21 protein-coding genes are annotated in these 24,494 nt (G+C 66.3%); 12 read left to right on the top strand and 9 right to left on the bottom strand.

What is annotated here, in order from left to right; all coding sequences use genetic code 11:
- Positions 1–19 precede the first annotated feature (19 nt).
- A complete protein-coding gene (locus NU688_RS32025) occupies positions 20–994 on the top strand; it encodes a M48 family metallopeptidase (RefSeq protein ID WP_257864937.1) in 975 nt (324 codons plus the stop codon).
- Between the two features lie 5 nt (positions 995–999).
- Here NU688_RS32025 and NU688_RS32020 read toward each other — a convergent pair whose 3' ends face one another.
- The 4 genes from NU688_RS32020 to NU688_RS32005 form a co-directional block, all read right to left on the bottom strand.
- Positions 1,000–1,875 (bottom strand): carbohydrate ABC transporter permease, encoded by an 876-nt coding sequence (locus NU688_RS32020; RefSeq protein ID WP_013543745.1) that lies wholly within the window; start codon positions 1,873–1,875, stop codon positions 1,000–1,002.
- A 10-nt stretch (positions 1,876–1,885) separates the two neighbouring features.
- Positions 1,886–2,794 (bottom strand): carbohydrate ABC transporter permease, encoded by a 909-nt coding sequence (locus NU688_RS32015; protein WP_257864936.1) that lies wholly within the window; start codon positions 2,792–2,794, stop codon positions 1,886–1,888.
- A 28-nt stretch (positions 2,795–2,822) separates the two neighbouring features.
- On the bottom strand, positions 2,823–4,151 hold the full coding sequence (locus tag NU688_RS32010) for an ABC transporter substrate-binding protein (RefSeq protein ID WP_257864934.1): 1,329 nt from the start codon (positions 4,149–4,151) through the stop codon (positions 2,823–2,825).
- Between the two features lie 65 nt (positions 4,152–4,216).
- Complete coding sequence (locus NU688_RS32005) at positions 4,217–5,290, bottom strand: ABC transporter ATP-binding protein (protein WP_257864933.1); 1,074 nt, start codon at positions 5,288–5,290, stop codon at positions 4,217–4,219.
- A gap of 155 nt (positions 5,291–5,445) precedes the next feature.
- Between NU688_RS32005 and NU688_RS32000 the strand changes: the two genes are divergently transcribed.
- The 3 genes from NU688_RS32000 to NU688_RS31990 are packed head-to-tail and all read left to right on the top strand — an operon-like array spanning position 5,446 to position 9,166.
- Positions 5,446–6,300: a FadR/GntR family transcriptional regulator gene (locus tag NU688_RS32000; RefSeq protein ID WP_257864931.1), complete on the top strand. Its 855-nt coding sequence runs from the start codon at positions 5,446–5,448 to the stop codon at positions 6,298–6,300.
- Positions 6,297–7,313 (top strand): D-erythronate dehydrogenase, encoded by a 1,017-nt coding sequence (gene denD / locus NU688_RS31995; protein ID WP_257864930.1) that lies wholly within the window; start codon positions 6,297–6,299, stop codon positions 7,311–7,313. Before NU688_RS32000 ends, denD begins: the two co-directional genes overlap by 4 nt.
- A complete protein-coding gene (locus NU688_RS31990) occupies positions 7,313–9,166 on the top strand; it encodes an IlvD/Edd family dehydratase (protein ID WP_257864929.1) in 1,854 nt (617 codons plus the stop codon). Before denD ends, NU688_RS31990 begins: the two co-directional genes overlap by 1 nt.
- Before the next feature lie 104 nt (positions 9,167–9,270).
- On the opposite strand, the gene NU688_RS31985 is transcribed toward NU688_RS31990, so the two are convergent.
- From NU688_RS31985 to NU688_RS31970, 4 genes are all read right to left on the bottom strand, one after another.
- Complete coding sequence (locus NU688_RS31985) at positions 9,271–10,041, bottom strand: SDR family oxidoreductase (RefSeq protein WP_257864927.1); 771 nt, start codon at positions 10,039–10,041, stop codon at positions 9,271–9,273.
- A 69-nt stretch (positions 10,042–10,110) separates the two neighbouring features.
- Positions 10,111–11,028 carry a pseudouridine synthase gene (locus NU688_RS31980; RefSeq protein ID WP_257864925.1) on the bottom strand — a complete coding sequence of 306 codons (918 nt, stop codon included), beginning with the start codon at positions 11,026–11,028 and terminating at the stop codon, positions 10,111–10,113.
- Positions 11,025–12,332, bottom strand: coding sequence for a leucine-rich repeat-containing protein kinase family protein (locus NU688_RS31975; protein WP_257864923.1), 1,308 nt, complete (start codon positions 12,330–12,332; stop codon positions 11,025–11,027). Before NU688_RS31975 ends, NU688_RS31980 begins: the two co-directional genes overlap by 4 nt.
- A 17-nt stretch (positions 12,333–12,349) precedes the next feature.
- Positions 12,350–13,411, bottom strand: coding sequence for an MBL fold metallo-hydrolase (locus tag NU688_RS31970; RefSeq protein ID WP_257864921.1), 1,062 nt, complete (start codon positions 13,409–13,411; stop codon positions 12,350–12,352).
- A 123-nt stretch (positions 13,412–13,534) separates the two neighbouring features.
- Between NU688_RS31970 and NU688_RS31965 the strand changes: the two genes are divergently transcribed.
- The 8 genes from NU688_RS31965 (at position 13,535) to iaaH (ending at position 23,636) form a co-directional block, all read left to right on the top strand.
- Positions 13,535–13,942: a MerR family DNA-binding transcriptional regulator gene (locus NU688_RS31965; RefSeq protein WP_257864920.1), complete on the top strand. Its 408-nt coding sequence runs from the start codon at positions 13,535–13,537 to the stop codon at positions 13,940–13,942.
- 30 nt (positions 13,943–13,972) lie between these two features.
- Positions 13,973–14,722 carry a carbonate dehydratase gene (can, locus tag NU688_RS31960; protein ID WP_257864918.1) on the top strand — a complete coding sequence of 250 codons (750 nt, stop codon included), beginning with the start codon at positions 13,973–13,975 and terminating at the stop codon, positions 14,720–14,722.
- Positions 14,723–14,753: 31 nt separating this feature from the next.
- Positions 14,754–16,574: a bifunctional isocitrate dehydrogenase kinase/phosphatase gene (gene aceK, locus NU688_RS31955; protein ID WP_257864916.1), complete on the top strand. Its 1,821-nt coding sequence runs from the start codon at positions 14,754–14,756 to the stop codon at positions 16,572–16,574.
- Positions 16,575–16,646: 72 nt separating this feature from the next.
- Positions 16,647–17,831 carry an acetyl-CoA C-acyltransferase gene (locus tag NU688_RS31950; RefSeq protein WP_257864914.1) on the top strand — a complete coding sequence of 395 codons (1,185 nt, stop codon included), beginning with the start codon at positions 16,647–16,649 and terminating at the stop codon, positions 17,829–17,831.
- 13 nt (positions 17,832–17,844) lie between these two features.
- The gene (locus tag NU688_RS31945; RefSeq protein WP_257864912.1) at positions 17,845–19,095 is read left to right on the top strand and encodes a M20 family metallopeptidase; all 1,251 of its coding nucleotides are present in this window, start codon (positions 17,845–17,847) and stop codon (positions 19,093–19,095) included.
- A 31-nt stretch (positions 19,096–19,126) separates the two neighbouring features.
- Positions 19,127–20,257, top strand: coding sequence for an acyl-CoA dehydrogenase family protein (locus NU688_RS31940; protein ID WP_257864910.1), 1,131 nt, complete (start codon positions 19,127–19,129; stop codon positions 20,255–20,257).
- A gap of 83 nt (positions 20,258–20,340) precedes the next feature.
- Positions 20,341–21,999 carry an alpha,alpha-trehalase TreF gene (gene treF / locus NU688_RS31935; RefSeq protein WP_257864908.1) on the top strand — a complete coding sequence of 553 codons (1,659 nt, stop codon included), beginning with the start codon at positions 20,341–20,343 and terminating at the stop codon, positions 21,997–21,999.
- Positions 22,000–22,124: 125 nt separating this feature from the next.
- The gene (iaaH, locus tag NU688_RS31930; RefSeq protein ID WP_257864907.1) at positions 22,125–23,636 is read left to right on the top strand and encodes an indoleacetamide hydrolase; all 1,512 of its coding nucleotides are present in this window, start codon (positions 22,125–22,127) and stop codon (positions 23,634–23,636) included.
- A gap of 14 nt (positions 23,637–23,650) precedes the next feature.
- On the opposite strand, the gene NU688_RS31925 is transcribed toward iaaH, so the two are convergent.
- A complete protein-coding gene (locus NU688_RS31925) occupies positions 23,651–24,385 on the bottom strand; it encodes a LuxR C-terminal-related transcriptional regulator (RefSeq protein WP_257864906.1) in 735 nt (244 codons plus the stop codon).
- Positions 24,386–24,494: the final 109 nt, after the last annotated feature.

Here is a 24,494-nt window from a genome sequence, read left to right as displayed (position 1 = left end):
AAGGAACAGAGGACGCCAGATGCAGGGGCTGCTGCAGTTCACGATGGATCTGTTCGAGGGGCTGGGCAGCGAGTTCGCACAGCCCGAGCCGCCCGCGCCGCGTCCGAAGAAGGTCCGCAAGGCTGCTCCGCCTGTGGCGACGCCACTGCCGTTCGCGATGCCGGAACCGGAAGAGGTCAGGAACACAGGCCCGGCACTGCCCGCGATCCCGCTGCGCGACACGCTGGCGCTCGCGAGCTTCATTCATCCGCACGCCACGCGCGAACTGGTGCTGGGCTCGGCACGCGTGGCCTACGAATTCAAGCGCGGCAAGCGCAAGACCATCGGATTTCTCGTGGGCGCCGAAGGGCTGTCGGTGCGTGCGCCGCGCTGGGTCGCGCTGCGCGATGTCGATGCCGCGGTGCGCGAAAAGGCCGACTGGATCCTGCGCAAGCTCCAGGAAACGCAGCAGCGCCACGCGCGCGTCGAGGCGACGCGCATCGAGTGGAAGGACGGCGCCGGCTTTCCGTTCATGGGCGAGCCGGTGGTGATCCGGCTCGATCCGAAGCATGGCTTTGCCAGTGTCGGCGGCACGCTCGATGAAGCCGAGGTTGCCGGCGGTCCGCGCATCCTGCGGCTGGCCGTCGCGCAGAACGCCGGGCCCTCGCAGATCCGCGATGCCGCGCAGGCCTGGCTCATGCGGCAGGCGCGCAAGCTCTTCATCGAGCGGCTCGATCATTTCGCGCCGCTGCTGGGCGTGCGCTGGCAGAAGCTGTCGCTGTCGAACGCGGCCACGCGTTGGGGCAGCGCGAGCGCGGATGGGTCGCTCCGGCTGAACTGGCGGTTGATTCACTTCCGCTTGCCGGTGATCGACTACGTGGTGGCGCACGAACTGGCCCACCTGCGCGTGATGGACCATTCGCACCGCTTCTGGGAAACCGTCGAGAGCGTGGTGCCCGATTACGACGTGCTGCGCCAGCAGCTCAAGGACGAAGCCGTTCCGCGCTGGAACTGATCTGTCTATTCCTTGACCGACCCGGTCATCCCCGACACGTAGTACTCGACGAAGAACGAGTAGATGAACGCCACCGGCAGCGAGCCGAGCAGCGCGCCGGCCATGAGCGGCCCCCACTGGTACACGTCGCCCTGCACGAGCTCGGTCACCACGCCGACCGGGAGCGTCTTCACCTCCGACGACGAGATGAAGGTGAGCGCATAGATGAACTCGTTCCACGACAGCGTGAACGCGAAGATGCCTGCCGAGATGAGCCCGGGCACCGCGAGCGGCAGCACGATCTTCACGAGGATCTGCCAGCGGCTCGCGCCGTCGATGAGCGCGCATTCCTCGAGCTCGGCCGGGATCGAGCGGAAGTAGCCCATCAGGAGCCACGTGCAGAAGGGAATGAGGAAGGTCGGGTAGGTGAGGATCAGCGCCCAGCGCGTGTCGAAGAGGCCGAGGTTGAACACCACGTTCGCCAGCGGAATGAACAGGATCGACGGCGGCACCATGTACGCGAGAAAGATCGACAGCCCGACATGCTTCGAACCCTTGAAGCGCAGCCGCTCGATGGCATACGCCGCGAACACCGAGGCCGCGAGCGACACGAAGGTCGACACCACCGACACCAGCACCGTGTTCCACAGCCACTGCGGGTACGAGGTTTCGAACAGCAGCTTGTAGAAGTGCGAGAGCGTCGGGTTGATCACCCAGAACGGATTGCCTTCGCGCGAGAGCAGTTCGGCATCGGGCTTCACCGAGGTGATGGCCATCCAGTAGAACGGGAACAGCAGCACGATCAGGAAGACCACGAGCGGCAGGTACACGGTCACCGCCTTGCGCGGGATCGTGTCGAGGTAGCTCATGCCGACGGTGTCGACCTGGCCCGCATTGCTCATTGGAAGTTCCTCATTTGTCCGAACCGCCCTGCTGCCACGCGCGGCGCTGCAGGCCGAAGAAGCTGAACATCACGCACGCCAGCAGGAACGGCACCATCGCGATCGCGATGGCGGCGCCTTCGCCGAGCGCACCGCCCGAAATGGCGCGCTGGAACGACAGCGTGGCCATCAGGTGCGTGGCGTTCAGCGGGCCGCCGCGGGTGATGACGTAGATCAGCTGGAAGTCGGTGAAGGTGAACAGCACCGAGAAGGTCATGACCACCGCGATGATCGGCGTGAGCAGCGGCATCGTGACGTGGCGGAACTGCTGCCAGGGCGTCGCGCCGTCGATGGCGGAGGCTTCGTAATAAGAGGGCGAAATCGTCTGCAGGCCCGCGAGCAGCGTGATCGCCACGAAAGGCACGCCGCGCCACACGTTCGCGATGATCACCGCGATGCGCGCATTCCACGGCGAGCCGAGGAAGTCGATGTATTGGTCGATGAGCCCCATTCTCATCAGCGCCCAGCTGATGATCGAGAACTGCGAGTCGTAGATCCACCAGAACGCGATGGCCGAGAGGGCCGTGGGCACGATGTACGGCAGCAGGATCACCGCGCGGAAAAAAGTCTTGAAGCGGATGTTCCGGTTCAGCAATATCGCCAGCCACAGCCCCAGGAAGAACTTCAGCACGCTCGCCACCGCCGTGTAGAAGAGCGTGTTGAAAAGGGCGAGCCGCGTCACGGCGTCGCCCCACAGGTACTCGTAGTTCTCCAGGCCGATCCACTGGCCCGCGCGGCCCACCTTGGCGTCGGTGAAGCCAAGGTAGGTGCCCAGCCCCAACGGGTAGGTCAGGAACAGCAACAGCAGCACCGCCGCCGGAAGCATGAACGCGATGCCGAGGGCGTTGCGGCTGTTCTGGAACCTGGCCAGGAGTGTCATGGGGCGGGCTGCTTTGGGAGTGAAGGGATCAGACCTTGTAGTACCGCTCGGCACGCTTCTGCGCGCGCTCGGCCGCTTCCTTCGGCGTCTTCGATCCGCTCGCCGCCTCGGCCACCATGTTCGGAATGATGAAGTCCGCTGCCGCGCCGGCCGAGGCGTAGCCCAGCTTGCCGTCGTAGCCGCCCGGGCGCAGGTTCTTCACCGAGTCGCGGTAGGGCATGTTCTTCGGGTCCGAGGTCCAGATCGCGCTGTTCTCGTAGAAGCGCAGGGGCTGCGCCACGTAGCCGCCGCCGCCTTGCAGCCACGGGTCGAACTGCTCCTTCTCCATCATGAAGCGCAGGAACTCCTTGGCCGCCTGCGGGAATTTCGTGTACTTCATGACCATCTGGTTGAAGAACAGGTGCGACTCCGTCGGCACGCCGACCGGGCCGATGGGAAACACCGCGTGGTTGATGTCCGCGGACATTTCCTTGATCTTGGGATCGGCCGAATTCTTGGCGGCGTAGTAGACCGAGATGCCGTTGTTGGTGACGCTGATCTGCCCGTCGAGAAAAGCCTTGTTGTTGTTCGGGTCCAGCCACGAGAGCGTGCCCGGAATGAAGTTGGCGTAGAGCTCCTTGCCGTACTCCAGCGCCTTGAGCGTCTCGGGGCTGTCGATGACCACCTTGTTGTTCTTGTCGACCAGCTTGCCGCCGTGCGACCAGATGAGCCAGTTGCACCAGGTGCTGTCGCCGGTCGCGTTGCCCAACGCCATGCCGCCGGGTGTGCCCTTTTCCTTCAGCGCCTTGTAGAGCTTCAGGAAGTCGTCGGTGGTCTTGGGGAAGGTCGCGAAGCCCGCGGCCTTGACCATGCTCTCGCGGTAGACGATGAGCGAGCCCGAGGCGCCCAGCGGCAGGCCTAGCCACTTCTTGCCGTCGGGGCGCATGAAGGCTTCGCCCGCCGGATACCAGCCGCCGTATTTCTTGCCGAGGTATTCGGCGAGGTCCGTCACGTCGAGCAGCTTGTCGGGGTAGAGGTTGGCGTCGTCGTTGGTCGACAGGATGATGTCGGGGCCCGCGCCGGTGTTGGCGGCCACAGCGGCCTTCGGGCGCACGTCTTCCCAGCCTTCGTTGTCCACGCGCACTTCGACGCCCGTGGCCTCGGTGAATTTCTTGACGTTGGCCATGTAGGCGTCGATGTCGCCCTGCACGAAGCGGCTCCATCGCAGCACGCGCAGCTTGGCACCCTTCTCGGGCTTGAAGGTCAGGTTCTGCGCCTGCGCGAACGGTGCGAACAGGGCGCTGCCCGTGCCGACGGTCGCGGCAGCGGCAACGCCGGCCGAACCCTCGAGAAACCTGCGGCGATTGAAATCACTCATGAGCTGTCTCCTTCGTTGTAAACGGACCGGTGTGAACCAAAGACAAGGCGAGAAATCAGGCGAGTTCAGGCGACCAGGCGCAGGCCGCTTTCGGCATCGAACAGGTGGGCGCGCGCAAGGTCGGGCACGAGATGGATGGTGCTGCCCGGCGCGAAGTCGTAGCGCTCGCGGAACACGGCCGAGAGCTCGGCGCCTTCGTGGCGACAGGCGACGAAGGTGTCCATGCCGGTCGGCTCCATCACCACCACGCGCGACGGAATGCCGCCGCTGTCGCCCAGCGTCAGGTGCTCGGGGCGCGTGCCGTACACCACGGGCTGGCCGTCAGTGCCGCCCGCATGGAGGGGCGCATCGAGCCGCGTGCCGTCGGGCAGCTCGACATGCGCCGCGCCGCCCGCGCGCCGCAGCGTGCCGGGCAGGAAGTTCATGGCCGGCGAGCCGATGAAGCCTGCCACGAACTGGTTTGCCGGGTGGTCGTACAGGTCCAGCGGGCTGCCGGTCTGCTCGATGCGGCCGTCGCGCATCACCACGATCTTGTCGCCCATGGTCATGGCTTCGATCTGGTCGTGCGTGACGTAGATGGAGGTGGTTTTCAGGCGCTGGTGCAGTTCCTTGATCTCGCTGCGCATCGCCACGCGCAGCTTGGCATCGAGGTTCGACAGCGGCTCGTCGAAAAGAAACACCTGCGGATCGCGCACGATCGCGCGCCCCATCGCCACGCGCTGGCGCTGGCCGCCCGAGAGCTGGCGCGGATAGCGTTCGAGCAGCGGCGCGAGCGCAAGAATTTCGGCCGCGCGCTGCACCTTGCTGTCGATGGTGGCCTTGTCCATCTTCGCGAGCGAGAGGGCGAAAGCCATGTTGTCGCGCACCGTCATATGCGGATAGAGCGCGTAGTTCTGGAACACCATCGCGATGTCGCGTTCCTTGGGCGGCAGGTCGTTCACGCGGCGATCGCCGATGCGGATTTCGCCGCCGTGAATCTCCTCCAGCCCCGCGATCATGCGCAGCAACGTCGACTTGCCGCAGCCCGAGGGGCCCACCAGCACCGTGAACGAACCGTCGGCAATGTCGATGTCCACCCCATGAAGGATGGCGACTTCGCCGAATCGCTTCTTGACCGCCTGAATCGTGACACTGGCCATGCAAGGAGTCCTGACAAATCGCGGGAAGGAAAGCCGGGCGACACGGAGACCTCCGCATCGCAGCCCGCGCAGTATCGGCACTCGTTTTTGAAACCGGTATCAGGGCAAACCGGTACGAGAAAATCCCGGTTGACTTGTATGATGACCCGATAACCGTGCTCCACTTTTCCGCTGCCGTGCAGGCCACCGCCCTCTCAGAATCCTTTCCTCTGGTCACTGACCGCCTGTCCGACCGGCTCGCTTCGCGGCTGGCTGCGCAGATAGAAACGGGCGCGCTGCGACCCGGCGATCGGCTCCCTACCGAACAGCAACTCGCGGCCTCGCACGGCGTCTCGCGCACCGTGGTACGCGAGGCGGTGCATCAACTCAAGTCGCAGGCGCTGGTCACTTCGCGGCAGGGCCTCGGCTGCTTCGTGGCGCAGGCGCCGCTGAACCGTCCGCTCGCCTTCGATCCGGCCGTGCTGGAGTCGGTGCAATCCGTCGTCGATGTGGTCGAGGTGCGCCGCGTGCTCGAAGGCGAGATCGCCGCGCTCGCCGCCAAGCGCGCAACGCGCAGCCAGATCGCGGCGCTGCGGCGCGCACTGAAGGCCATCGACGCAGCAGCGGCGGCAGGGCAGGACGGCGTGGCCGAAGACCTGGCCTTTCACCGCGTGATCGGCGAGGCCACCGGCAACCCGCAGTTCCGCCTGCTGCTCGGCTTTCTCGAACAGTACCTGCGCGAAGGCATGCGCATCACGCGCGGCAACGAGGCGCGCCGGCTCGACTTCATGGAAGCGGTGCAGAACGAGCACCGCGCCATCGTCGAAGCCATCGCGGCGCGCGATCCCGTGGCTGCGCGCCATCACGCGACACAACACCTGATCCGCGGCGAGCAGCGGCTCGTCGAGGGCGGAGTCATCACCGGGCAGCGCCGGCGTGCGGCGGCGCGGGCCGTGCGCGCCGCCGCGCCGACCATTCCCGAGAAACCCACAACCAAGCGAACCCAGAGAACGAAGAGGGACACCCCATGAAACTGTTGATCACCGGAGGCGGCGGCTTCGTCGGCTCCCGACTTGCGCGTGCGCTGCTCGCGCGCGGCACGCTGGCCGGCCAGCGCATCGAGCGGCTCGTGCTGACCGACATCGCGCCGCCGCCGGTCGACCTGCTGGCCGATGCGCGCGTCGAGGCCCGCACCGGCCCGCTGCTCGCGCAGACCGAGGCGCTGAGGACGGAAGCCTTCGACGGCGTGTTCCATCTCGCCTCGGCCGTGTCGGGCGAATGCGAGGCCGACTTCGAACTCGGCCTGCGCTCCAACCTCGACAGCACGCGCGCGCTGCTCGATGCGCTGCGAGCCAACGTCGGCGCGGGCGGCAAGGTGGCGAGGTTGGTGTTCTCCAGCTCGGTCGCGGTGTTCGGGCTCGACCCCTCGGTGCCGCTGCCCAAGCTGGTGGCCGACGACACGCTGCCGCTGCCGCAGACCTCCTACGGCACGCAGAAGCTGGTCTGCGAGCACCTCATCTCCGACTACACGCGCAAGGGCTACATCGACGGCCGCGCCGCGCGGCTGATGACCGTCACCGTGCGGCCGGGCCGCCCGAACGGCGCCGCCTCGTCGTTCTTCAGCGGCATCATCCGCGAGCCGCTGGCGGGCGTGGAATCGGTCTGCCCGGTGTCGCCCGACGTATCGCATCCGATGACCTCGCCGGCGCGCACGGTCGACGGCCTCATCGCCGTCTACGAAGCCAGCCGCGAGGCCTTCGGCGGGCGCGCCGCGCTCAACCTGCCGGCGCTCAACGTGCGCGTGAGCGACATGCTCGATGCGCTCGAGGAAGTGGCCGGCCCGAAGGTGCGCGCGCTGGTGCGCTTCGAGCGCGACGAGCGCATCGCCGGCATCGTGGCCAACTGGCCCGCCGGCGCCACGGCCGAGCGTGCCGCGCGGCTCGGCCTGCATCCGCACGAGAATTTCGCAGACATCATTCGCCAATACATCGCCGATTGCGCCGCGCTTCCGAATGCGGCAGAAACCTTGAAGGGAATGTCCTGATGAGCAAGAAGAAAAGCCCCACGCCTACGTCCACAACCAAGTCGAAGAGCAACGCCTCGAAGAAAACCTCGGGTGCGCTCAAGCTGCGCTCGCAGGAGTGGTTCAACAACCCGGCCAACACCGACATGACGGCGCTCTACATCGAGCGCACCATGAACTTCGGACTCGGCCTCGATGAGCTGCAATCGGGCCGCCCGATCATCGGCATCGCACAGACGGGCTCCGACATCGCGCCCTGCAACCGCCACCACCTGGTGCTGGCCGAGCGCGTGCGCGAGGGCATCCGCGATGCGGGCGGCATCGCGTTCGAGTTTCCGATCCATCCGATCCAGGAGACCTGCAAGCGCCCGACCGCATCGCTGGACCGCAACCTGCAGTACCTCTCGCTGGTCGAAATTCTTTATGGCTACCCGCTCGACGGCGTCGTGCTGACCACCGGCTGCGACAAGACCACGCCGGCGCAGCTGATGGCTGCCGCCACGGTCGACATCCCGGCCATTGCGCTCAACTCCGGGCCGATGCTCAACGGCTGGTACAAGGGCGAGCGCACGGGCTCGGGCACCATCGTCTGGAAGGCGCGCGAGCTGCTGGCCGCGGGCGAGATCGACGAGACCGGCTTCCTGAAGCTCGTGGCGTCTTCGGCGCCATCGACCGGCCACTGCAACACCATGGGCACGGCCTCCACGATGAACTCGCTGGCCGAGGCGCTCGGCATGACGCTGCCCGGCAGCGCCGCCATTCCCGCGCCTTACCGCGACCGCCAGGAGATGGCCTACATGACCGGCAAGCGCATCGTCGAGATGGTGCGCGAGAACCTCAAGCCCTCGGACATCCTGACGCGCGCCGCCTTCGAGAACGCGATCGTCGTGAACTCGGCCATCGGCGGCTCGACCAATGCGCCCATTCACCTGAACGCCATCGCGCGCCACATAGGCGTGCCGCTGACCACCGGCGACTGGGAGAAGCACGGCTACAAGATCCCGCTGCTGGTCAACCTGCAGCCCGCAGGCGAGTACCTCGGCGAGGACTATTACCGCGCAGGCGGCGTGCCGGCGGTGGTGGCCGAGCTGATCGCCAAGGGCAAGATCCAGCCCGCGCTCACCGTCAACGGCAAGACGATCATCGAGAACTGCGAAGGCCGCTTCACCGAAGACCGGAAGGTGATCTTCCCGTACGCCAAGCCGATGATGAAGAACGCCGGCTTCCTCGATTTCAGCGGCAACCTGTTCGACTCCGCGATCATGAAGACCAGCGTGATCACGCCCGAGTTCCACAACCGCTACCTGGAGAACCCCGCCGACCCGATGGCCTTCGAAGGCACGGCCGTCGTGTTCGACGGCCCCGAGGACTACCACCGCCGCATCGACGACCCGAAGATGAAGATCGATGCGCACAGCATCCTGTTCATGCGCGGCGTCGGGCCGGTCGGCTACCCCGGCGCGGCCGAGGTCGTGAACATGCGCGCACCGGCCTATTTGCTGAAGAAGGGCGTCACCGCGCTGCCTTGCATCGGCGATGGGCGGCAGTCGGGTACGTCAGGCTCGCCATCGATCCTGAATGCTTCGCCCGAGGCTGCGACGGGCGGCGCACTGGCATTGCTGAAGACCGGCGACCGCGTACGCATCGACCTGAAGAAGCGCACGGCCAACATGCTGGTGTCCGACGAAGAGCTGGCCCAGCGCCGCCAGAAGCTCGAGGCCGCCGGTGGTTATGCATACCCGCCGAGCCAGACGCCGTGGCAGGAGATCCAGCGCGCGGTGGTCGATGAGCTTTCCGAGGGCATGGTGCTCAAGCCGGCGATCAAGTACCAGAAGATCCACGCCACCTTCGGCGTGCCGCGCGACAACCACTGACCCCGCAAGAGCCACGGCCGTTCGGGCTGAACTTGTCGAAGCCTCGCGCGGCGCTTCGACAGGCTCAGCCCGAACGGCTTTTTATTTCCGCAAGCTTCAGGCGCTCAGCGTGCGTGCGTCACGCCGCCGTCGACGACGAGCGTGGAGCCCATCACGTAGTCGCCCGCGCGCGAGGCGAGGTAGATCGCGGCGCCGGCCATGTCTTCCGGCGTGCCGATGCGGCCTGCGGGAATGCGGCCCTTGACCTCGTCGCCGTGGTCGCGCGCATCCTTGTTCATGTCGGAGGCGAACGCGCCCGGTGCGATCGCGCTCACCACGATGCGGTCTTGCGCAAGGCGCAGCGCCATGCGGCGCGTGAGCTGAATCAGGCCGGCCTTGCTGGCCGCATACGAATACGTTTCCTGCGGGTTCACCGAAATGCCGTCGATCGAGGCGATGTTGATCACCTTCGAGAGGTGATCGGTCGCGGCCTTCTTGAGCATCGGCGTGAGGGCCTGGGTCAGGAAGAAGGGCGTCTTCAGGTTCAGGTCGACCACCTTGTCCCAGCCGCTCTCGGGGAACTCGGCGTACGGCGCGCCCCAGGCGGCACCGGCGTTGTTGACGAGGATGTCGAGCGAGCCTTCATGCTTCGCATAGGCATCGACCAGCGCCTGCGCACCTTCGACCGTGGACACATCCGCCGGCAGCGAGACGCAGTGGCCGAAGGCCGAGAGCTCCTTGGCGGTCTGGTCGCAGGCGGCGGCCTTGCGCGCCGAGATGTACACGCGCGCGCCCTGGGCCAGAAAGCCCTCGGCGATCATGCGGCCGATGCCGCGCGAGCCGCCGGTGATCAAGGCGGTGCGGCCCTTCAGTGAGAAGAGTTGGGTGGTGTCCATGGTGCGGGTGTCTCCTGAATTGAAAGAACTTCAGGAAACGAGCTTAGTGCGGAGCGTGCCCGCGCCGCGTCACCTTGGTGCCAGCGACAGGCTCCGGGGGCTGGTGAAGCTGCGCAGGTTGCCGGTGACCGGGTCCTGGAAGGCGACCGACTTGGCCAGCAGCTGAAGCGGCTTGTCGAAATCGTCGGTGTTTTCGGGCAGCAGCACGGGGTAGATCGGGTCGTTCTCGATCGGCATGCCGAGCGCGAGGCAATGCACGCGCAGCTGGTGTTTGCGGCCGGTGACGGGCGAGAGCCGCAGCAGCGCGCGATGGCCGCGCACCTCTTGCACCTCGATGCGCGTCTCGGAGTTGGGCTCGCCCGGCTCTTCGCGCATGCGCATGAAGTGCTCGTCGTCGACGAGGCGGCTGCGGTAGATGTCGGGCACCGACGAGGCGCCCTCCTGCCACGGCACCACCGCCTCGTAGTGCTTGGCGATGCGGCGCTCCGGAAACATCTGCTGGTAGGCACCGCGCGTTTCGTGGCGCACCGAGAACAGCACGAGGCCCGAAGTGCTTCGGTCGATGCGGTGCAGCGGCACGAGGTCGTCGATGTTCAGCTTGCGCTTGAGTCGCACGAGCAGGCTTTCCTGCAGATACTTGCCGGTCGGCGTGACGGGGAGGAACGGGGGCTTGTCGGCCACGACAAGCTCGTCGTCCTGGAACAGCACCTGCTCCTCGAAGGGGATGTGTACTTCGTCGTCGAGTGTGCGGTAGTAATAAACGCGCAGCGGCGACTCGTAGCGGCGCTCGAGGGTGACGGGCATGCGGTGCTCGTCGATCACGTCGCCGGCCACGATGCGTTCCAGCCATGCGTCGCGCGTGATCGCCGGAAAGCGCTCGATCAGGAACTCGGCGATTGTGGGCCAGGGCCCGTACGGCAGGCCGACGCAACTCGGGCCGACGCCGTCGCGCGTGGGCAGCGGCGGCGTCTGGCGGGGGCGGCTCACGATGCGGCTTCCTGTTGCAGCACGCGCAGCGCCTCGTCGAACGACGGGCGCGCGGCGACGTCGGAATGCATGCAGCGATCCTTCAGCGCGGACATGGCGGCGGGCTGCCCATCGCTGCAGCGGTCGAGCAGCTCTTCGAGCAGGCAGCCGAAGGCACGCATTTCCAGGCGCTGCAGGGCCGTGGCTTCGTGGGCATCGAGCGATCCGGTCATCCACCCCGCGCCGAAGTCGCCGAGCCGGCCGCCGCCCTGCGCATTCCACAGAATGTTGTGCGCGTAGAGATCGCCGTGGAGGATGCCGCGTGCGTGCAGGTGCTGCATGGCTGAGGCGATGTCGCTTGCGATACGCAGCGCGACATCGGCCGTCCATTGCGCATCGTCCGCATAGATGTCGCGTGTGCACGAAGCGAGGCTCGGTGGCCCCGCCAGCGTGCGGAAGGAGGGCGGCACCAGCGGCATCACGAGGCCCTCTGTGCCATCGGGGTGGCCATCGATCCGGCTCTGCGCGGCGATCAGCGTGGGGTGCATGCCCGCCGCGATGCAGGCGGCCATCTCGCTGTGCGGCCAACCGTCGCTGGTGACCGCGCCTTTGAATAGCTTGACCGCGACGTCCTGCTGCGATGGCCCCAGCGTGGCCTGATGGATCAAGCCTGATGCGCCTTCACCGAGCTTCTTGCCGAGCGTGAGATCGCGCCAATCGACATGCGGCACCGATTGCGCCGTGATGGCCGCGTCTTCGGCCTGCGTATCGAACGGATTGCCAGCGGCCGCAAGCCACGAGAGGCGTGGCAAGGAGAGCAGCCATTCAGGCAGCGCCTCGAAGCGGTTCGCGGAGATGCGCAGCAGCTCGAGCCGCTGCAGCGCAGCCATCGAATCGGGCAGCCGACTCAGCCGATTGCCCGCCAGCATCAGCTTTTGCATCCGCGTGCAGTGACCGAGCGTGTCGGGGAGCTCCCCGATCTGGTTGTCCGTGAGGATCAGCCAGCGCAGCGAGGCAGGCAGTGAAGAGGCCGGCACGCGCGCGATGCGGTTGGCCTTGAAGCCGACGATGTCGATGCCATGGCATGCGCCGATGGATTCGGGCAGCGTCGTGAATCGGTTGTCGGAGCAGAACAGCACCCGCAGCTTGTGCAGGCGACCCAGGTCATCGGGCAGCGCATCGAGCGCATTCCCGGAGAGATTCAGTGTTTCGAGCGAATCGGCAAGGTCGAAGATCTCGCGCGGGAACTCGGTGAGTCCGCACGAGAGATCGAGCCTGGTGGCGCCTGCCAGCCGACCCGCGCGCAGCTCGGCCAGTGTGTCCATCCGCCGAGTCTAAATCCCTAGCTTCGAGGGCCGAAGCGGTAGACGCCGTCCTTGCCCAGCTCCCGCTTGACCTGACCCGAGAACCACAGGAGGTGCAGGTGCGCCACCGTCTCGCCCATCGCGAAGGTGATCTGGTGCAGGTCGAGTTCGCGCTTGAAGAGGATCGGCAGGCCCTCGGCCGCCGTGAGCGCGCGCGCCGTGCAGGCTTCGAGCAACTCTGCCAGCCGGTCGCGGTGATGCTCCTGCAGCTGGTCGACGCGGCGATGAATGCCGGTGAACGGCTTGCCGTGCGAGGGCAGGCCCACCGTGTCGGCCGGCAGCGTCTTGAACTTGTCGATGCTGTCCAGGAAGAGCCGCAGCGAATTGGCCTCGGGCTCGCCCGCATGCACGCTCACGTTGGTCGAGATGCGCGGCAGCATCATGTCGCCGCCCAAGAGCAGTTTCTGTTCGTCGCAGTACAGCGCGATGTGCTCGGGTGCATGGCCGTAGCCGCTGATGCAGCGCCAGTCACGCCCGCCGATGGTCACGATGTCGCCGTCCATCATGCGCACGTACCGGTCGGGCACCGAGGGCACCATGTTCGCGTAGTAGTTGGTGCGCGCGCGGATCTTGGCGATGCCCACCGGGTCGGTCATGCCGTGCGAAGCGAAGAAGTCCGCCGCCGCATCGCCGCCCGCGAGCGTGTCGCCGGCAGTGCTCAGCACGCGGGCCACGTGGTAGTCGGTGGCGCTGATCCAGAGGGGCGCATTCCAGCGTTTGCAGAGCCAATCGGCCAGGCCGATGTGGTCGGGGTGCATGTGGGTGACGATCACGCGCAGGATCGGCAGGCCCTCCAACTGCGTCTCGAAGATCTGCTCCCATTGCTTGCGCGCTTCGTCGTGCGAGATGCAGCAGTCGACCACCGTCCAGCCCTCGACGCCGTCGATCGTGTCGCGCAGCAGCCAGAGGTTGATGTGGTCCAGCGCAAAGGGCAGCCGCATGCGGATCCAGCGCACGCCCGGCGCGACTTCCAGGGCTTCGCCGGGCCCGGGCAACGTGTCGCCCAGGGTGTAGTGGAGTTCGCGTTCGAGGAGGTTCATGTAAGATTGACGTTTACGTAAACGTCATGTGTGGGTGGCACCATTGTAGGGAGCGCGGCAAAAACCTGCTGTCGCCCCCATAACACCCCTCATGGCGTTTTCCGGAACGTTCTTTCATCCCGCATGTCCACGCCAACCTTCACCATCAGCGAGCTCGCGAAGGAGTTCGACCTCACGACGCGGGCGATCCGCTTCTACGAGGACATGGGCCTGCTCACGCCCGAGCGGGCCGGCCTGCAGCGCGTGTACAGCGCACGCGACCGGGCACGGCTCACGCTCACCCTGCGCGCCAAGCGCCTGGGCCTGAGCCTCACGGAGGCCAAGGACATCCTGGACATGTACGACAGCCCGCAGGACACCGTGCCGCAGCTGCAGAAGTTTCTCGGCGTGCTGGGCGCGCACCGTGCCCAGCTCGAGGCGCAGTTGGCCGAACTGCAGGCCAACCTGGCGGAAGTGCGCGCACACGAGAAAAAGGGCCGCGCCACGCTGGCGAAAGCCAAGAAGGCGGCCAAGTCCCCCCGGGCGTCCTGACCGGCCACGACTCATCGACAATCACGCTCTATGTCCGACAACAACCTCGAAGACCTGTTCGCCCACAACCGTGCCTGGTCTGCACAAATGGAACGCGACCGGCCCGGCTTCTTTACCAGCCTGATCAAGCAGCAGACGCCGCGCTACATGTGGATCGGCTGCTCCGACAGCCGCGTGCCTGCCAACCAGATCACCGGCCTCGAACCCGGTGAGGTGTTCGTGCACCGCAACGTCGCCAACATCGTGGTGCACTCCGACCTCAATGCGCTCTCGGCGATTCAGTACGCAGTCGAGCACCTGAAGGTCGAGCACATCATGGTGGTCGGCCACTACGGCTGCGGTGGCGTCAAGGCGGCGCTCAGCGGTACGCGCATCGGTCTGGCCGACAACTGGATCCGCCACATCCAGGATGTGCGCGACCGCCACCACGCCCTGCTCGAGAGCCTGCCCGAGGAAGCGCGCGTCGATGCACTGTGCGACCTCAACGTGGCCGAACAGGTGGTCAACGTGGCCGTGAGCACTGTGATGGTCGATGCATGGAGCCGCGGCCAGAAGGTCAACATCCACGGCTGGATCTTCGGTGTGCACGACGGCCTTCTGCAGGACCTGGGCCTCAATGTCGATGGCGCCAAGCCGCTCGACACGGTATACAAGGCCGCCGTGCAACGCATCCGCTACAAGTGGAGCAAGCCCGGCGAAGTGACCCAGCAGTCGAAGCCGCAGGCGGCGCAGCAGCTGGAAGCACCGGCGGCCGACGGCAAGGCCGACCCCGCCGCCTGAGCGCCCCGGGGCCGCCATCCATCCGCCTGCCATGTTCCCGCAGCGCCTCGATTCACCGCTGGCCTACGACATCGCCAAGGCGATGATCGATGGGTTCAACCGGCACTACCGGTTGTTCCGCGCCGAATCGGCGCGCGCCAAGCACCGTTTCGAGACCGCCGACTGGCACGGCCAGCAGCGGGCGCAGCGCGAGCGCATCGAGTTCTACGATTTGCGCGTGAACGAGGCCGTGGCCCGGCTCGAGAAAGAGTTCAAGGCCGGCGACCAGCCGATGGAGGTGTGGCACCAGGTCAAGCTGCATTTCATCGGCCTTTTGGTGGACCACCACCAGCCCGAGCTGGCGGAGAGTTTCTTCAACTCGGTGACCACCAAGATCCTGCATCGCGCCTACTTCCAGAACGACTTCATCTTCGTTCGCCCCGCGATCAGCACCGAGTACATCGAGCCGCGTGGCGCACCGACCTATCGCCCGTACTACCCCGCGCACGACACGCTGGCCGACACGCTCGTGCAGATGCTCGACGACTTCGCGCTGCAGGGCAGCTATGCCAACAAGCGCCGCGATGCCGAGCGCGTGGCGCACGTGATCCTGAACCGCTTTCACCAGGTCAAGCTGCGCGCCAACTTCCAGCTGCAGGTGCTCTCGGGCCTCTTCTTCCGGAACAAGGGCGCCTACGTGGTCGGCAAGATCATGAACGGCTTCACCGAGATCCCGTTCTCGCTGCCGATCCTGCACGACAGCACCGGCAAGTTCTATGTCGATGCGGCACTCTTCGGCGAAGACGACCTGCAGATGCTCTTCAGCTTTGCACGCGCCTACTTCATGGTCGACATGGAAGTGCCCTCGGCCTGGGTGCAGTTCTTGCGCTCGCTGATGCCGCGCAAGCCGCGTGCAGAAATCTACAACGCGCTCGGCCTCGCCAAGCAGGGCAAGACGCTTTTCTATCGCGACTTTCTTTCGCACCTGAACTATTCGAGCGACCGCTTTCGCATCGCGCCCGGCATCAAGGGCATGGTCATGCTGGTGTTCGACCTGCCGTCGTTCCCGTTCGTGTTCAAGGTCATCAAGGACTTCTATCCGCCGCAGAAGGACACCACGCGCGAGCAGATCAAGGGCAAATACATGCTCGTGAAACAGCACGACCGCGTGGGCCGCATGGCCGACACGCTGGAGTACAGCGACGTGGGTTTTCCGCTCGATCGTTTCGAGCCCGAGCTGATCGAGGAGATCCAGAAGTTCGCGCCCAGCCAGCTCGAAATTGGCGACCGCGACGGCAACGGGGAGATGGAGGTCGTGGTCAAGCACGTCTACATCGAGCGCCGCATGATCCCGCTGAACATCTACCTGCAGGAAGCCTTCGACACGCTGGCCGACCCCGAGAGCCCGGCTCATGCGAAGCGCGCAAAGGACCAGCTGGAGCACGCGGTGATCGAGTACGGCAATGCCATCAAGGACATGGTCGCCGCCAACATCTTCCCCGGCGACATGCTGTGGAAGAACTTCGGCGTCACGCGTGGGGGCAAGGTGGTGTTCTACGACTACGACGAGATCGAATACATCACCGACTGCAAATTCCGGAAGGTCCCCGAGCCGCGCAACGAGGAAGACGAGATGAGCGGCGAGGTCTGGTACTCGGTGGGCCCGAAGGACGTGTTCCCCGAGACCTTCGAGCCCTTCCTGCTCGGCAACAAGGATGTGCGCGCCGCCTTCATGGCGCACCACGCCGACCTGCTCGACGCTGCCTTCTGGCAGCACCACAAGGAACGCATCCAGGCGGGGCAGATGCTCGATGTGTTCCCGTACGAAGAATCGCAGCGCTTCCAGCACGAGGGGCACGCGACCCATTTCTGACCGGCGGTGGCCAAGGCCGCAGTCGACCGTTTCACTTTTACATTCACATTCGCATTCAAGAAGGAGACCCTCATGTCCGAATCCATCGTCATCGTCGGCGCCGCCCGCACCCCCATGGGTGGCTTTCAGGGCGACTTTTCTTCCCTCTCCGCGCACGACCTCGGCGGCGCCGCCATCAAGGCCGCCGTCGAGCGCGCCGGCATCGCGCCCGAGAGCGTGGGCGAAGTGCTGTTCGGCAACTGCCTCATGGCCGGCCAGGGCCAGGCCCCGGCGCGCCAGGCGGCCTACAAGGGCGGCCTGCCCGACAGCGCGGGCGCGGTCACGCTCAGCAAGATGTGCGGCTCGGCCATGAAGGCCGCGATGCTCGCGCATGACCTGCTGCTGGCCGGCACGCACGATGTGATCGTCGCGGGCGGCATGGAGAGCATGACCAACGCGCCTTACCTCATGCTCAAGGGCCGCGGTGGCTACCGCATGGGCCACGACAAGATCTATGACCACATGATGCTCGACGGCCTGGAAGACGCCTACCAGCCGGGCCGCTCGATGGGCACCTTCGGCGAGGACTGCGCGGCCAAGTACAAGTTCACCCGCGAGCAGCAGGACGCCTTCGCGATCGCGAGCGTGCAGCGCGCCAAGGCCGCGACCGAATCGGGTGCGTTCAAGGACGAGATCGTGCCCGTGACCGTGAAGGGCCGCGGCGGCGATACCGTGATCTCCATCGACGAAGGCCCGGGCAAGGTCAAGCTCGACAAGATCCCCACGCTCAAGCCCGCGTTCAAGAAAGAGAACGGCACCATCACCGCCGCCTCGAGCTCGTCGATCAACGACGGCGCCGCCGCGCTGGTGATGATGACCGAGTCGCACGCGAAGAAGATCGGCGCCAAGCCCATCGCGCGCATCGTCGGCCACGCCACGCATGCGCAGGAGCCCGAGTGGTTCTCCACCGCTCCGGTGGGCGCAGTCGCCAAGCTGTTCAAGAAGACCGGCTGGACCGTGAAGGACGTGGACCTCTGGGAAGTGAACGAGGCCTTCGCCGTGGTGCCGATGGCGCTGATGCACGAACTCGACGTGTCGCACGACATCGTCAACGTGAACGGCGGCGCGTGCGCGCTGGGTCACCCGATCGGCGCGAGCGGCGCGCGCATCATGGTCACGCTGATCCATGCGTTGAAGGCACGCGGCAAGAAGCGCGGCGTGGCGACGCTGTGCATCGGCGGCGGCGAAGGCACCGCCGTGGCACTCGAATTGTTGTAAGGCAGGAGATTTCATGCACCTATCCATCCCCCGCACCGCCGTTGCCGCCTTGCTGGCAGCCGCCTTCCTGGCACCTGCCGCCAGCTGGGCGCAGAAGCGCGACAACGTGCTGTTCCAGGCCGCGACCGACGAGCAGCCCGCCGTCATCAAGACGCTGGAAAAACTCGTCAATATCGAGACCGGCACGGGTGACGCCGAAGGCATTGCCGCCGCCGGTACCTACCTCGAAGGCGAACTCAAGACGCTGGGCTTCACCGTCACGCGCAGCAAGTCGGCCGGCATCGTGGTCGGCGACAACATCATCGGCAAGATCAAGGGCCGCGGCGGCAAGAACCTGTTGCTGCTCTCGCACATGGACACCGTGTACCTGAAGGGCACGCTCGCCAAGGCGCCGTTCAAGATCGAAGGCGACAAGGCCTATGGCCCCGGCATCGCCGACGACAAGGGCGGCAACGCGGTCATCCTGCACACGCTCAAGTTGCTGAAGGACTACGGCGTGCGCGACTACGGCACCATCACCGTGCTCTTCAACACCGACGAGGAAAAAGGCTCCTTCGGCTCGCGCGACCTCATCCAGGAAGAAGCCAAGCTCGCCGACTACGTGCTTTCGTTCGAGCCCACCAGCGCGGGCGACGAGAAGCTCTCGCTCGGCACCTCGGGCATTGCCTACGTGCAGGTCAACATCACCGGCAAGGCCTCGCACGCGGGCGCCGCGCCCGAGCTGGGCGTCAACGCATTGGTCGAGGCGTCGGACCTGGTGCTGCGCACGATGAGCATCGACGACAAGTCGAAGAACCTGCGCTTCAACTGGACCATCGCCAAGGCCGGCAACGTGTCGAACATCATCCCGGCCAGCGCCACGCTGAATGCCGACGTGCGCTATGCACGCAACGAAGACTTCGAGGCCGCGATGAAGACGCTCGAAGAAAAGGCGCAGCAGAAGAAGCTGCCCGAAGCCGACGTCAAGGTGCTGGTCACGCGCGGCCGCCCGGCCTTCAACGCGGGCGAGGGCGGCAAGAAGCTGGTCGACAAGGCCGTGGCCTTCTACAAGGAAGCCGGCGGCAACCTCGGCGTGGAAGAGCGCACGGGCGGCGGCACCGATGCGGCCTATGCCGCGCTCTCGGGCAAGCCGGTGATCGAGAGCCTGGGCTTGCCGGGCTTCGGCTATCACAGCGACAAGGCCGAGTACGTGGACATCAGCGCGATCCCGCGCCGCCTGTACATGGCAGCGCGCCTGATCATGGACCTGGGCTCGGGCAAGTAAGCACGAAGAAGAAAGAAGAAGGAGACACACCATGCTGCTCAGTGCCGACCAGGAAGCCATCCGCGACGCGGTGCGCGATTTCTCGCAAGCCGAACTTTGGCCCCATGCCCCCAAGTGGGACCGTGAACACAGCTTCCCGAAAGAGGCGCACCAGGGCCTCGCGGCGCTGGGCGCTTACGGCATCTGCGTACCCGAAGAGCATGGCGGCGCCGGCCTCGACTACCTCACGCTCGCGCTGGTGCTGGAAGAAATCGCGGCCGGCGACGGCGGCACCAGCACCGCGATCAGCGTGACCAACTGCCCGGTCAACGCGATCCTCATGCGCTACGGCAACGCGCAGCAGAAGAAGAAATGGCTCGAGCCGCTCGCGCAAGGGCAGATGCTCGGCGCCTTCTGCCTCACCGAGCCGCAGGCCGGCAGCGATGCATCGAGTCTGCGCACCACCGCGCGCAAGGACGCCGACGGCTATGTGATCGACGGCGTGAAGCAGTTCATCACCAGCGGCAAGAACGGCCAGGTCGCCATCGTCATCGCGGTCACCGACAAGGGCGCGGGCAAGCGCGGCATGAGCGCGTTCATCGTGCCCACCGACGCACCCGGCTACGCCGTGGCGCGGCTGGAAGACAAGCTCGGCCAGCACAGCAGCGACACCGCGCAGATCAACTTCGACGGCTGCCGCATTCCGGCGGAGAACCTCATCGGCGCTGAAGGCGAGGGCTACAAGATCGCGCTCGGCGCACTCGAAGGCGGGCGCATCGGCATCGCCGCGCAGAGCGTGGGCATGGCGCGCAGCGCGTTCGACGTGGCACTGGCCTATGCGAAGGAGCGCCAGGCTTTTGGCGGCTCGATCTTCGACCAGCAGGCCGTGGGTTTTCGCCTCGCCGAATGCGCGACACAGCTCGAAGCCGCGCGCCAGTTGATCTGGCATGCAGCGAGCCTGCGCGATGCGGGCCTGCCGTGCCTGAAGGAAGCGGCGATGGCCAAGCTCTTCGCAAGCGAGATGGCCGAGCGCGTGTGCAGTGCCGCGATCCAGACGCTGGGCGGTTACGGCTACGTGAACGACTTTCCGCTCGAGCGCATCTATCGCGACGTGCGCGTGTGCCAGATCTACGAAGGCACATCGGACATCCAGAAACTGCTGATCCAACGCGCCCTGGCTTGAAGCCCCGCCGGGCGACAGGGTGACGATCGCCGATCGTCACCCGTCATGTAGAGTTTCCGCCAACCAACAAAGGGGAGACTGACATGACTCAGGCATTCGCGGTTACGCCGCATCGTCGCCCGCGCTTCTCGATCGTTGCGGCTGCCGCAGTGGCAGCCAGCCTGGCATTCGGTGCGTTCAACGCGCCCGCGAATGCCGAAGTACTCGTCGCCTCCAGGCCCGCTGCGGCATACCCGGCGCCGCCTTCCGCGCTGTATCCGGAGCTGTTCGCCGCTGTGCAGTTGGGGCAGGTCTTCAAGGACGGTAAGACTTTCGTCGATGCTGTACCCAAAGGTTCGCCCGCCGCCGTCGCCGCGCAGTACAAGCGCGAAAAGGACCGCCCCGGTTTCGATCTGTCCGGCTTCGTGCGGCAGCATTTCAATCTGCCGCAGGACAACGGCGACGCCTACGTCAGCGATCGTTCGCAGTCGCTCACGCAACACATCGCGAGTCTCTGGCCGCACCTGACGCAGCAGCCGCAGAAGCCAGCTGCCGGTTCCTCGCTGCTGCCCTTGCCCGGACCCTATGTAGTGCCGGGCGGGCGCTTTCGCGAGGTGTACTACTGGGACTCGTACTTCACCATGCTGGGCCTGCTGCAGAACGGCGAGCCGCGCGCGATACGCGACATGGTCGGCAATTTCGCCAGCCTGATCGACCGCTACGGCCACATCCCGAACGGCAATCGCAGCTACTACCTGAGCCGCTCGCAGCCGCCTTTCTATTTCAAGATGGTCGGCTTGCTGTCCACGCAGGACGAAGCCGGCGCCTATGCGCGCTACCTGCCGCAACTCCAGCGCGAATACGCGTTCTGGATGGAGGGCGCGAACGGCCTCAAGCCCGGCACCGCGCACCGCCGGGTGGTGGCGCTGGCCGATGGCAGTGTGCTGAACCGCTACTACGACGATCGCGCCGTGCCGCGCGACGAGTCGTATGCGGAAGATGTCGCGCTGGCGAAGAAGAGCAGCCGCCCCGCCGCGGAGGTCTATCGCGACGTGCGCGCCGCCGCGGAGAGCGGATGGGACTTCAGCAGCCGCTGGTTCGCCGACGGCAAGACGCTGGCCACCATCGAGACCACCGCGATCGTGCCCGTCGACCTGAACAGCCTGCTGTACGGTTTGGAAAACGCGATCCGCCTGGGCTGCGAGCGCGTGCAGGACGCCGCCTGCAGCAGCGATTTCACGCAACGGGCCGAACGCCGCCGTCTGGCAGTGCAGAAGTATTTGTGGAACGAAGCCGGCGGTTATTACGTGGACTACCAGTGGATCAGGCCGCAACCCACCGGCCGTCCGGGTGCCGCCATGCTGTACCCGCTGTTCGTCGGCCTCGCGGAGCCGGCGCAGGCGACGCGCGTGGCCGACTGGACGAGCAAGCAACTGCTCAAGCCGTATGGCCTTGTGACGACGCCGATCCCGACCGATCAGCAATGGGATGCGCCCAACGGCTGGGCGCCGCTGCAATGGGTCGCGGTGGACGGTCTCCGGCGCTATCGCCAGCATGCGCTCGCGCACGACATCGCGACGCGCTGGATGGGCAAGGTGCAGCAGGTCTATGGCAGCAGCGGCAAGCTGGTCGAGAAATACAACGTGATCGACAACAGCGGCGAGGCCGGCGGCGGCGAGTACGTCCTGCAGGACGGCTTCGGCTGGACCAACGGCGTGGCCATGCAGCTGATGACGATCTATCCCGAGTTGAAGCGCCCTTGACCCCTGGCGCGCTGCCCGCGCGGTGATGTTTCAGTGGAGCTTTCGTCCCTTGTCATCGGTTTCGATGACAGACAGGACAACGCCGACGGCGCAGCATGGAGACCTCTTCGTCGGAGGTCCTTGCCATGTCCATTTCCAAACCCGTTTCCTTCACCGCGGCGCTGTTGTGCCTCGGTGCATCCGCACAAGTGCAGCAGCTCGTCGCCGTGGACATCACCACGCTGACCGCGAGCGATGCCGTGCAGCAGCTCTGCGCCGGCACGGTGACCAGCGAGCAGTTGGTCTCGGCCTACCTCGCGCAGGCCAAGATGAGGGCGAACCTCAATGCCTTCGTCACGCTCGACGAGGCCGGCGCACTGAAGGCCGCGCGCGCCGCCGATGCGCAGCGAAAGCGCGGCGGCGCCTGCAAGCCGCTGGCCGGCCTGCCGGTGGTCATCAAGGACAACATCCAGGTGCAGGGTCTGCCCGCCACGGCCGGCTCGCCCGCGCTCAAGGGCTTCGTGCCCGCCGCCGATGCGCCCGTGGTCGCGAAGCTGCGCGCGGCCGGCGCGGTCATCCTCGGCAAGACGAACATGCACGAGCTGGCCTTCGGCGTCACGGGCTACAACCCCGCGTTCCAGACCGGTCCCGAGGTCGGCGTGCGCAACGCCTACGACGCGAGCCGCATCGCGGGCGGGTCGTCGTCGGGCAATGGCGCAGCACTCGGTGCGCGCATGGCGCCGGCAGCGCTGGGCACCGACACGGGCGGCTCGGTGCGCATTCCGTGCGCGTTCAACGGCTGCGCATCGCTGCGTCCGAGCATGGGGCGCTATTCGCAGCAGGGCATCGCGCCGATCTCGCACACCCGCGACACCGCGGGCCCGATGGCGCAGTCGATGGCCGATGTCGCGCTGCTCGACCGCGTGATCGCGGGCGGTGCGCCGCTCAAGCCCGCTGACTTGAAGCGCGTGCGGCTCGGCGTGGTGCCGGCTTTCTATGCGAACCTCGATGCGGACACGCGCGCCGCCACCGATGCCGCGCTGGCCAAGCTGCGCGCTGCGGGCGTCACGCTGGTGGATGTGGAGATGCCGAAGCTCATGGAGCTCAACGGCGCCATCGGCTTCCCGCTCGCGCTGTACGAAGCGCACGACGACATGGTGGCCTACCTTGCGAAGTACCGCACCGGCATCGACATCGCGCAACTCACTGCCGGCATCGCGAGCCCCGACGTCAAGGGCACCTTCGAGGCCTTCGTGATCCCGCGAAAGCTCCCCGCGCCGAACGGCACGGTCGATGCGAAGCCGGCCTACGACAACGCGATGCGCATCGCGCGGCCCGCGTTGCAGAAGCTCTATCGCGACACCTTCGCGAAGAACACGCTCGATGCGCTCGTGTTCCCGACGGTGCCGCGCGTGGCCCTGGCTGCTGCGCCCGAAGCCAGCAGCCCCGAGAACTTCGGCGTGCTGATCCAGAACACCGACCCCGGCAGCAACGCCGGCATTCCGGGTGTGCAACTGCCTTCGGGCCTTGGTGCGACCAGCGGCTTGCCCATCGGGCTGGAGCTCGACGGGCCAGCCGGCAGCGACCGCAAGCTGCTCGCCGTCGGTCTCGCGGTGGAGGGCGTGCTGGGCCGCCTGCCCGCGCCCAAGGCGAAGTAGGGCGCACCACAGTGTCAGCGCTTGTCGAGGCCGGCCAGCGCCGATCGCCGCTCGATGCCGAGCTTGTCGAAGATGCGCCGCAGATAGGTGCGCACCGTCGGCACGCTCACCGCCATGCGCCGCGCGATTTCCTTGTCGGTCAGGCCTTCGCACACGGCGCGTGCGACTTCCTGCTCGCGTGCGCTCAAGGCAATCCATGAAGTCCTGGCAGGCATCGGCACCGCGGCCGCCGTGCGCTGCGCACGCTGCAGCGCGCCGATGAACGCGGGCTCGATCAGGTCGAGCAGCCCCTTCTCGTGGTCGCCGAAATCGCCACGCCCCTTGCGCCGCCAGATGCGCAGGTCACCCAGCGCGCGGCTTCCTTCGAAGGCGTGCAGGTTCATGCCCCAGTGCAGCCCGTCGCGCGAGAGAAAGTCGGTGAAGAACTCGGTGCGCATCAACTCGCACTGCGGCATCACGTCGGTCACGCGGGTGGCGCGGCGGTGCGACTGCAGCACGAAGGTGATCGGGTCGTGGTGCTGGTGCCATTCGCCGTAGCGGTCGAGGTTGGCCGGGTCCATGTTGAGCGCCACGCGGCTGTCGAAGCGGCCGCTCTCGGCGTTCCACACGAAGGAGGCGAACTGGTCCGCATGCAGCAGGTCGAGCAGCGCCCAGCCCAGGTGTTCGCGGATGTCGCTTTCGCCGCGCTCCTGCGCCAGCAGCGTGAAAACGCCGCGCAGTGCCTGCTGTTCGGAGCCTGTCAGGTACATCGCCGCCTCGCTCTCGTGTCGTGTGCCGAAGTAAGGCTAACGTTTAGCAAGCGCCGCGCCAAGGGTGGATGTCCCGGTGGGCGCAGCCCGGCGCCGTGCAATGCGCGCA

It is taken from the genome of Variovorax sp. ZS18.2.2, from assembly GCF_024701975.1.
Lineage (GTDB): Bacteria > Pseudomonadota > Gammaproteobacteria > Burkholderiales > Burkholderiaceae_C > Variovorax.
Note: the sequence above shows the minus strand (reverse complement) of the source record. Positions and strands in the feature narration are given on the sequence as shown.